At 69.0% G+C, this 8,112-nt stretch carries 8 protein-coding genes; 6 read left to right on the top strand and 2 right to left on the bottom strand.

All coding sequences use genetic code 11. The features are described from left to right. The first annotated feature begins 67 nt into the window (after positions 1 to 67). Entirely contained in the window at positions 68 to 1,333 is a 1,266-nt protein-coding gene (locus tag D7X74_RS36440; RefSeq protein WP_120537587.1) for a metallopeptidase family protein, read from the top strand. An 8-nt stretch (positions 1,334 to 1,341) separates the two neighbouring features. Then, positions 1,342 to 2,520, top strand: a complete 1,179-nt coding sequence (locus D7X74_RS36435; RefSeq protein ID WP_120537586.1) for a class I SAM-dependent rRNA methyltransferase — start codon at positions 1,342 to 1,344, stop codon at positions 2,518 to 2,520. Positions 2,521 to 2,547: 27 nt separating this feature from the next. On the opposite strand, the gene D7X74_RS36430 is transcribed toward D7X74_RS36435, so the two are convergent. Both D7X74_RS36430 and D7X74_RS36425 read right to left on the bottom strand, forming a co-directional pair. Then, positions 2,548 to 3,045 (bottom strand): caib/baif family protein, encoded by a 498-nt coding sequence (locus D7X74_RS36430; RefSeq protein WP_120537589.1) that lies wholly within the window; start codon positions 3,043 to 3,045, stop codon positions 2,548 to 2,550. A 26-nt stretch (positions 3,046 to 3,071) separates the two neighbouring features. Then, positions 3,072 to 3,632 (bottom strand): hypothetical protein, encoded by a 561-nt coding sequence (locus tag D7X74_RS36425; protein WP_233595966.1) that lies wholly within the window; start codon positions 3,630 to 3,632, stop codon positions 3,072 to 3,074. A gap of 34 nt (positions 3,633 to 3,666) precedes the next feature. Between D7X74_RS36425 and D7X74_RS36420 the strand changes: the two genes are divergently transcribed. The 4 genes from D7X74_RS36420 to D7X74_RS36405 all read left to right on the top strand — a co-directional run. Next, the gene (locus D7X74_RS36420) at positions 3,667 to 5,745 is read left to right on the top strand and encodes an ATP-dependent helicase (RefSeq protein WP_120537585.1); all 2,079 of its coding nucleotides are present in this window, start codon (positions 3,667 to 3,669) and stop codon (positions 5,743 to 5,745) included. Between the two features lie 180 nt (positions 5,746 to 5,925). Then, the gene (rplM, locus tag D7X74_RS36415) at positions 5,926 to 6,372 is read left to right on the top strand and encodes a 50S ribosomal protein L13 (protein ID WP_120537584.1); all 447 of its coding nucleotides are present in this window, start codon (positions 5,926 to 5,928) and stop codon (positions 6,370 to 6,372) included. Between the two features lie 9 nt (positions 6,373 to 6,381). Beyond that, positions 6,382 to 6,783 (top strand): 30S ribosomal protein S9, encoded by a 402-nt coding sequence (gene rpsI / locus D7X74_RS36410; RefSeq protein ID WP_120537583.1) that lies wholly within the window; start codon positions 6,382 to 6,384, stop codon positions 6,781 to 6,783. 134 nt (positions 6,784 to 6,917) lie between these two features. Continuing rightward, a partial coding sequence (locus D7X74_RS36405) for a type IV pilus twitching motility protein PilT (RefSeq protein ID WP_147446813.1) occupies positions 6,918 to 8,112 on the top strand: 1,195 nt, incomplete at its 3' end.

Raw genomic sequence — 8,112 nt, 5'->3', positions numbered from 1 at the left:
ACGAGATTACTACGCGTCTCGTGGGCTCGGAGAGGTGTATAAGAGACAGGCCATAGCCTCCCACCCCATGTCGCGGCGCGGTCTGCTCGCTGTCTGTCTCCTGCTCGCCTCCTGCAAACGCCCCCCTCCGGCTGTCGCCGACGCAGGCACGGATGCGGGTGCGCAAGCCACCATGACCGCCGACGCGGGCACGCTCGCCACGGCCTCCCTGGACGCGGGGGGCGCCTCCGACTCGGGCCTTGAAGCCTCCCTGACGTCGCCGGAAGACGGCGTGGCGGAGGTGCACCCGCTGGCGGTGTGCGACGCGCGCGGGGATGCGCCCCTGGACGCGGCCCGCCGCTACTACGACGAGGGCCACTACGAGGAAGCGCTCTCCTGCGCCGCGCAAGCAGCCGCGCTGGAGCCGGACCTGGCCGCCGCCCACGCCGAGCGCGGCGCCGCCCTGGCCTTCCTCCACCGAGAGCCGGAGGCGCAGCTCGCCTTCGCCCGCGCGCTGGCCATCGACCCGGGAGACCCGGACGCACTGCTGGGCGCCGCGCACCTGTACGCGGTGCAGCTGCCCTCCACGCGCGAGCGGGACGAACTGGGCGCGCTCTACGCCGAGCGCGGCCTGTCCCAGCCCTCCACACCCCCTGAGCTCGTCCCCTCCCTGGCGCTGGTGGCGGCCATGGCCTTCAACGACCTGGGGCAGGCGGACCAGGCGCTGGAGCGCGCCGCCATCGTGCTCGCCCGCGAGCCGGGCAACCTGGAGGCGAAGTACGAGAAGGCCCTGGCCCTCTTCGAGCTGTGCCGCTTCCGCGAGGCGAAGGCCGCCTTCGCTTCGCTCCTGACGGACAAGGAGCGCGCGGCGCACGCGCACCAGCACCTGGGCCTGCTGCTGGAGCGCGAGGGCCGCTGGAAGCAGGCGCAGGAGCACTTCGACCGGGCCCGCACGCTGGAGCCCCAGGACTTCCCTCCGCCGCCCCTGCCGACGCCGGACGAGTTCCGGGCCCAGGTGACGCGCGCGCTGGCGGACCTGCCGGAGGACATGCGCAAGGACCTGGAGGGCGTGCCGGTGGCCACCGAGGAGATTCCCTCGGAGGACGACCTGCTCGCCAACCAGCCACCCCTGTCGCCCACCATCCTGGGGCTGTTCCGGGGCCCCTCCCTGGGCGAGCCCTGCGACGGGACGGAGACGCCGTGCCGCTCCGTGGCCCTCTACCGGCGCAACCTGGCCCGGGCGGTGCGCACGCCCGAAGAGCTGCGCGAACAGATTCGCGTGACACTGCTGCATGAAATCGGGCATCTGCGAGGGGAGGACGACGAGGAACTGGCCGCACGCGGCCTGGAGTGAGCCCCCACATGCCTTCCCTTCCCACTGCCCGTGTCAGCTTGAAGGGCGCCAAGACGCTGCGTCGAGGCTCCCCCTGGCTGTACCGCACGGAGCTGATGGAGCCCCCCACCACCGACACGCCTGGCGCGGTGGTCGCGGTGGTGGACCCGCAGGGCAACCCCATCGGGCAGGCGCTCTACGCCCGCCGCTCCCCGCTCGCCATCCGCCTGCTCACCCGCAAGAGCCCCGCGGAGGAGAAGGTGGACGACGCCTTCTTCATCCGCCGCGTGGAGGCCGCCCTGGCCCGCCGCGCGGTGCTCCCCGGCCGCGACGGCCTGCGGCTGGTGCACGGCGAAGCGGACCAGCTGCCCGGCTTCTTCGTGGACCGCTACGGCCCGGGCCTCACCATTCAAACGCTCTCCGAGGGCATGGACGCGCGCAAGGAGATGCTCGCCCGCGCGCTGGTGAAGATGACGGGCGCCACCCACGTGGTGTGCCGCGACGACGCCTCTGGCCGCGACTTCGAAAGCCTGCCGCGCGAGGTGCGCCTGCTGCACGGCGAGGGCGACGCGCGCTTCAGCTACCACGAGGGCGAAAACCGCTTCGACGTGGACCTGCTGGGCGACATGAAGACGGGCGCGTTCCTGGATCAGGTGGACAACCACCTGCGCGCGGGCGAGCTGGGCCGGGGCGACGCGCTGGACTGCTTCAGCTACCACGGTGGGTTCGCGCTCGCGCTCGCGAAGCACTGCACGTCGGTGCTCGCGGTGGAGCAGGACGCGAAGGCCGCGGCCCGCGCGCAGGCGAACGCGGCCGCCAATGGCCGCTCGAACGTGAAGGTGGAGAATGGCAACGCGTTCGACGTGCTGCGCCGCTTCGACCAGGAGGGCCGCCGCTTCGACACCATCGTCCTGGACCCGCCGGGGCTCGCCAAGCGCCGCGAGGGCCTGGCCACCGCGCTGCGCGCCTACCACGAGCTCAACCTGCGCGCCCTGCGCTGCCTCAAGCCGGACGGCCTGCTGGTGACGTGCTCGTGCTCGGGGAAGCTGGACCGCCAGGGCTTCGAGTCCATGGTGCTGGACGCCGCCGCGGATGCGAAGCGCCCGGTGCAGATTCTGGAGCGCCGGGGCGCCGGCCTGGACCACCCGGTGCTCGCGGGCCTCGCGGAGACGGAGTACCTCAAGGCCCTCTACGTGCGCGCCTTGTAGGCCGAAGCGGCAGGCGCGCGAGGGGCGCTAAGGAATGGCCAGCTCCTTGCGCAGCCTGCCCACGACCTTGAAGTACTCGGTGCGGGAGAAGCCCACGTTGAGGATGTGGAAGTCCTTCTTGGACAGGCCCACGCAGCCGAAGCAGTAGTTGCAGTCCTGCAGGTTCTTGCTCAGCACCACGTACGCGCTGTTGGAGCAGTTCTCGCTCTGCACGCAGTACGCGCACGCGTGGCAGTTCTTGCACTCCACGCAGTGCGAACAGTTGGTGCACAGCTCGCAGCGCGTGCAGTGCGTGCACTGGTGGCAGCTGTCGCAGTCCTTGCAGAACATGCAGTTGGCGCAGCGCTGACAGCCCTCGCACGCGTAGGAGCCCGGGTTGCCCGGGTCCACCGAGTAGCTCTTGGACAGCTTCTGGAATTGATCCAGGAACTCGCGCTTGCCCAGCGACGACACGCCCAGGCGCGCCATCTTCTCCTGCTCCAACAACTCCTGGGCCGTCTGGGGTCGGGACCCCTTCTCCTTCACCGCCACGGACGCTCCTTGAACTGGAATCACTGCAGCCGGGCCAGCCCGGCCAGATCGATGCCGCGCGCCACCCGCCGCACCTCCACGGTGCTGGGGAAGCCACGGCTGGTGACGGCCACCACGAAGCGCTCACCCACCAGCAGGTTCGCCTCCGCCATGCCCTCGTCCGCGTCATAGCGCACGAAGCCCACGGCCTCCTTCCACTGGATGGGCGCCGTCGGGTCGCTCGCCGCCCGGCCCCGCGCCTTCTGCGCCGCCTCGCGGATGGCCTGCCCCAGCTTGAGCCCCAGGGTGGTGTCCACGATGCGCACCTTCACCTCCCGGTCCTCGCCGCGGGTGTAGGTGCGCTCCGCCTCCGACACGGACACCTCGCCGTACTTGCCGGTGGAGCCCCCGGTGGCGCCCACCGTGAAGCCCTCCAGCGAATCCGGCAGGAAGGGCGCCAGATCCTTGAAGTACACGCACGGTGCGGCGGTGGTCACCACATCGCGCGGGGTGGGAGAAGTCGTGCGTTCGTCGTCAAGGCATCCGCCGCCCACGCCGAGCGCGAGCGTCGCGATGGCCAGCCGTAGGAAATAGTCGCGCACGAACGAATCAAAGGGTATCCCCGGCCTGCGCGCAATGGACCTTTCGAAGCTCAATCCTCCACAGCGTGAGGCCGTGCTGACGACCGAGGGTCCCCTGCTCGTGCTGGCCGGCGCCGGCAGCGGCAAGACACGGGTCATCACCCACCGCATCGTCCACCTGCTCAACGAGCGGCCCGGCCACCTGCTGGCCCGCAACATCCTGGCCGTCACCTTCACCAACAAGGCCGCCACGGAGATGAAGGAGCGGCTCATCCACATGGCCGGTCCGCGCGCCCAGGGCGTCCTGGTGTGCACCTTCCACGCGTTCGGCGCGGAGATGCTGCGCGAGGACATCCACCGGCTGGGCTGGCCGAAGAAGTTCGCCATCGCGGACATGGGCGACCAGCTGTCCATCATCCGCCGCGCCATGCGCGAGAAGCGCATCGACGACCGCGCCTTCGACGTGCGCAAGGTCCTCAACCTCATCTCCAAGGCGAAGAACTCCGGAGAGGTGCCGCAGCCCAAGGGCGAGGGGATGGGGGACGACTACGACCTCATCACCGCGATGGTGTTCGCGGACTACCAGCTCGCGCTCAAGGCGCAGGGCTCGGTGGACTTCGACGACCTGCTGGTGCTGCCCGCGCGCCTCCTGCGCGAACACCCGGACCTGCACCGCAAGTACACGCAGCGCTTCCGCTACCTGCTGGTGGACGAGTTCCAGGACACCAACCACGCCCAGCTGGACCTGCTCAAGCTGCTCGCGGGCGAGGCGCGCAACGTGTGCGCGGTGGGGGATGACGACCAGTGCATCTATTCGTGGAGAGGCGCGGAGGTGCGCAACATCCTCGACTTCGAGAAGCACTTCCCGGGCGGCAAGGAGGTGCGGCTGGAGCAGAACTACCGCTCCTCGCAGCGGGTGCTGGACGCGGCCAACGCCGTCATCGCGAAGAACCCCGAGCGCAAGGACAAGCGCATGTGGACCGACCGCCGGGGCGGAGAGCTGGTCAAGGTCGTGGCCTGTCCCAACGACGAGGAGGAGGCCCGCTTCGTCGCGCACGAAATCCAGAAGCACATCTCCCAGGGCATCCCCGCGGACGACATCGCGGTGCTCTACCGCACCAACGGCCAGTCGCGTCCGGTGGAGGAGATGCTGCGTGAGAAGAACATCGCCTACGAGGTCGTGGGCGGCAGCGAGTTCTTCGACCGCAGCGAGGTGAAGGACGTCATCGCGTACTTCAAGGTGCTGGCCAACCGGCTGGATGAGATCAGCCTCATGCGCATCGTCAACGTGCCGGCACGCGGCATTGGCGACGTGACGATGGAGCGCCTGCACGCGCACTCGCGCGCGGAGGGCGTGACGCTCTGGACGTCCATGCGCCGCGCGGACACCTACGAGGACCTGCCGGCCGGCGCGGGTGGCAAGGTGCTGGAGTTCGTGGAGATGGTGGAGCGCTACCGCGACGCCTTCCTCCACGCCCCGCGCCTCTCGGAGGCGACGCAGAAGCTCTTGGAGGAGATCGGCTTCCGCGAGGCCACGCGCGCCAAGGCCGTCTCCGGCACCGCCGCGGACAAGAAGCTCAAGAGCGTGGACCACGTGCTCGCGTCGCTGGAGAAGTTCGAGAAGCGCGAGGGCCCCAAGGCCAGCCTCCTCACGTACCTGAACCGCCTCAGCCTGGACACGCGCCAGGAGGAGGAAGAGGTCCCCGGCCAGAACCGCCGCGTGACGCTCATGTCGCTGCACGCCTCCAAGGGCCTGGAGTACCGGCTCGTCTTCTTCCTGGGCATGGAGGAGGACCTGATGCCCCACGGCGGCATGCAGGGCGAGGCGCAGAACCTCGAGGAGGAGCGCCGCCTCTGCTACGTGGGCATCACCCGCGCCAAGGAGCTGCTCTACCTCACGCGCTCCACCGTCCGCGTGAAGCGCGGCAAGGAGGTCCCCCGCACGCCCTCGCGCTTTCTGGAGGACCTGCCTCCGGACGCCTTCGAGAACGTGGACATGGACGCGCCGCGTCAGGGCCCTCCGGATGAGAAGGAGAAGAACTTCTTCGCCAACCTGAAGGAGCGGTTCAAGAAGCCTCCGCCGGGGCCTCCTGGCGGCGGTCCTGGCCCGGGGACGCCCGGTCGGGTGCCCTAGGCGGCCGGATTTCCAGGCCCCGTGCGCCCGACCTTGACTTGATCCCAGGGTCCCGCTAGGAGGTTCGGCCTTTCCGGGCTTCTGTCGGAGTTTTTGGCGGAGGACCCGCGGTTGGTTTCGCACGAGCACGCGTCCCCTGGCATGCACCTGGGTGCCGCGCCGAAGTTTGGAGTGCACGAAATGTCGCAGAAGACCTACAGCGCCAAGGCCGCGGACATCAAGCGCCAGTGGCACGTCATTGACGTGTCCGACAAGGTGCTTGGCCGCGCCGCCAGTCAGATTGCTACCCTGCTGAAGGGCAAGCACAAGCCGACGTACACCCCGTCCATCGACACGGGCGACCACGTGATCGTCATCAACGCCGACAAGGTGAAGGTGACGGGCACGAAGGAGACCGACAAGCTCTACTACCGGCACCCGTACGCCGGTTTCCCGGGCGCCCTGAAGATCACCAACCTGCAGAAGCTCCGCGCCAAGCACCCCGAGGACGTGATCCTCAATGCGGTGCGTCGCATGCTTCCGCGCAGCGCCCTGGGCCGTCAGATGATGACGAAGCTCAAGGTGTATGCCGGTGATACCCATCCGCACACCGCGCAGCAGCCGGTGGCGTACAAGGTCGAGGCGTAAGGAACAGCCATGGCGATCAATCCTGAACTTGGTTTCTACGCCACCGGCCGCCGCAAGGAGGCCACCGCTCGCGTGTGGCTGCGTCCTGGCAATGGCCTCGTGGTCATCAACGGCCGCGACATCAATGAGTACTTCGGCCGTGAGACGTCGAAGATGGTGCTCAACCAGCCGCTGGAGATCCTGGAGCAGAAGGGCAAGCTCGACGTCACGGTCAACGTGCGCGGCGGCGGCCTCTCTGGTCAGGCCGGTGCCATCCGTCACGGCATCGCGCGCGCGCTGTGCGCCTTCAACCCGGAGTTCCGTCCGGCGCTGAAGAAGGCCGGCTTCCTCACCCGCGATGCTCGCGCGGTCGAGCGCAAGAAGTACGGCCAGCCCGGCGCCCGTCGTCGGTTCCAGTTCTCCAAGCGCTAAACTGCTTGCCGGCTCGCTGGAGCCGCTCCTCGGCGGGGGTCCTCTTTCAGGGACCTCCGCCGTTGTGCTTTGCGGGGTCACCCGCTGCCCCGTCGCGGCCAGCGCGGGCGTTCTGCTAGCATCCGGGCCCTCCCATGGAACTCAACGAAATCCTGCAGATCGCCCTGCGCGGCGGTGCCTCCGACATCCACCTGAAGGCGGGCCTGCCGCCCATGTTCCGCGTGGACGGTTCGCTGGTGCCGCTCAAGGACGGCCGCCGCCTGCCTCCGGAGGAGGTGGCGCGCATGGCGTTCGGCATCATGAACGAGTTCCAGAAGGAGAAGTTCAAGGTCAGCAACGAGGTGGACCTGGCGTACGGAGTCCCTGGCCTGGGCCGCTTCCGCGTGAACGTCTTCCAGCAGCGCGGCACGGTGGGAGCGGTGCTGCGTGTCATCCCCTTCAAGGTGATGACGATGAAGGACCTGCTGCTGCCCCCGGTGCTGGAGAAGGTGTGCGGCGAGGAGCGCGGCCTGGTGCTGGTGACGGGCACCACGGGCTCCGGCAAGTCCACGACGTTGGCGGCGATGATCGACTTCATCAACTCCAACGAGACGAACCACATCATGACCATCGAGGACCCCATCGAGTTCCTCATCCGCGACAAGCGCTCCATCGTGAACCAGCGCGAAGTGGGTGTGGACACGATGAGCTTCTCGCAGGCCCTCAAGAGCGCGCTGCGGCAGGACCCGGACGTCATCCTGGTGGGCGAAATGCGCGACCACGAGACCATTGAAACGGCGCTCCACGCCGCGGAGACGGGCCACCTCGTGATGTCCACGCTGCACACGCTGGACGCGACGGAGACCATCAACCGCATCGTGTCCGCCTTCCCCCCGCACCAGCAGAAGCAGGTGCGCCTGCAGCTCTCCAGCGTGCTGCGCGGCGTGGTGAGCCAGCGGCTCGTCCCGCGCGCGGACGGCAAGGGCCGTGTGGCGGCGGTGGAGGTGCTGCGCGTCACTACGCGCGTGCGGGAACTCATCGAGGACAAGGACCGCACGAAGGAGATCCACGACGCCATCGCGCAGGGCACGGACTCCTACGGGATGCAGACCTTCGACCAGTCGTTGATGGGGCTCGTGCGCAACGGGCTCGTCACCTACGACGAGGCCCACCGCCAGGCCAGCAACCCGGACGACTTCGCGCTGCGCTTCTCCGGCATCAGCGGCACGTCCGACTCGAAGTGGGACAACTTCGACGCCAAGGCCGGCGAGGAGCGTCCCATCCCGGGCTCGGCGTCCTTCGCGCAGAAGGGCGCGCCCGCTCCGGCCCAGGCCCCCGCGCCGCCCCCGC

Origin of the sequence: Corallococcus sp. CA047B, from assembly GCF_003612065.1 — a bacterium.
GTDB lineage: Bacteria > Myxococcota > Myxococcia > Myxococcales > Myxococcaceae > Corallococcus > Corallococcus praedator.
This window is presented reverse-complemented; position numbering and strand designations above follow the sequence as displayed.

Bases quoted from the DNA above. Each gene is read 5' to 3' on its own strand.
- D7X74_RS36420 (WP_120537585.1), top strand. From the start codon at position 3,667: ATGGACCTTTCGAAGCTCAATCCTCCACAGCGTGAGGCCGTGCTGACG.
- D7X74_RS36435 (WP_120537586.1), top strand. From the start codon at position 1,342: ATGCCTTCCCTTCCCACTGCCCGTGTCAGCTTGAAGGGCGCCAAGACG.
- rpsI (WP_120537583.1), top strand. From the start codon at position 6,382: ATGGCGATCAATCCTGAACTTGGTTTCTACGCCACCGGCCGCCGCAAG.
- D7X74_RS36440 (WP_120537587.1), top strand. From the start codon at position 68: ATGTCGCGGCGCGGTCTGCTCGCTGTCTGTCTCCTGCTCGCCTCCTGC.
- rplM (WP_120537584.1), top strand. From the start codon at position 5,926: ATGTCGCAGAAGACCTACAGCGCCAAGGCCGCGGACATCAAGCGCCAG.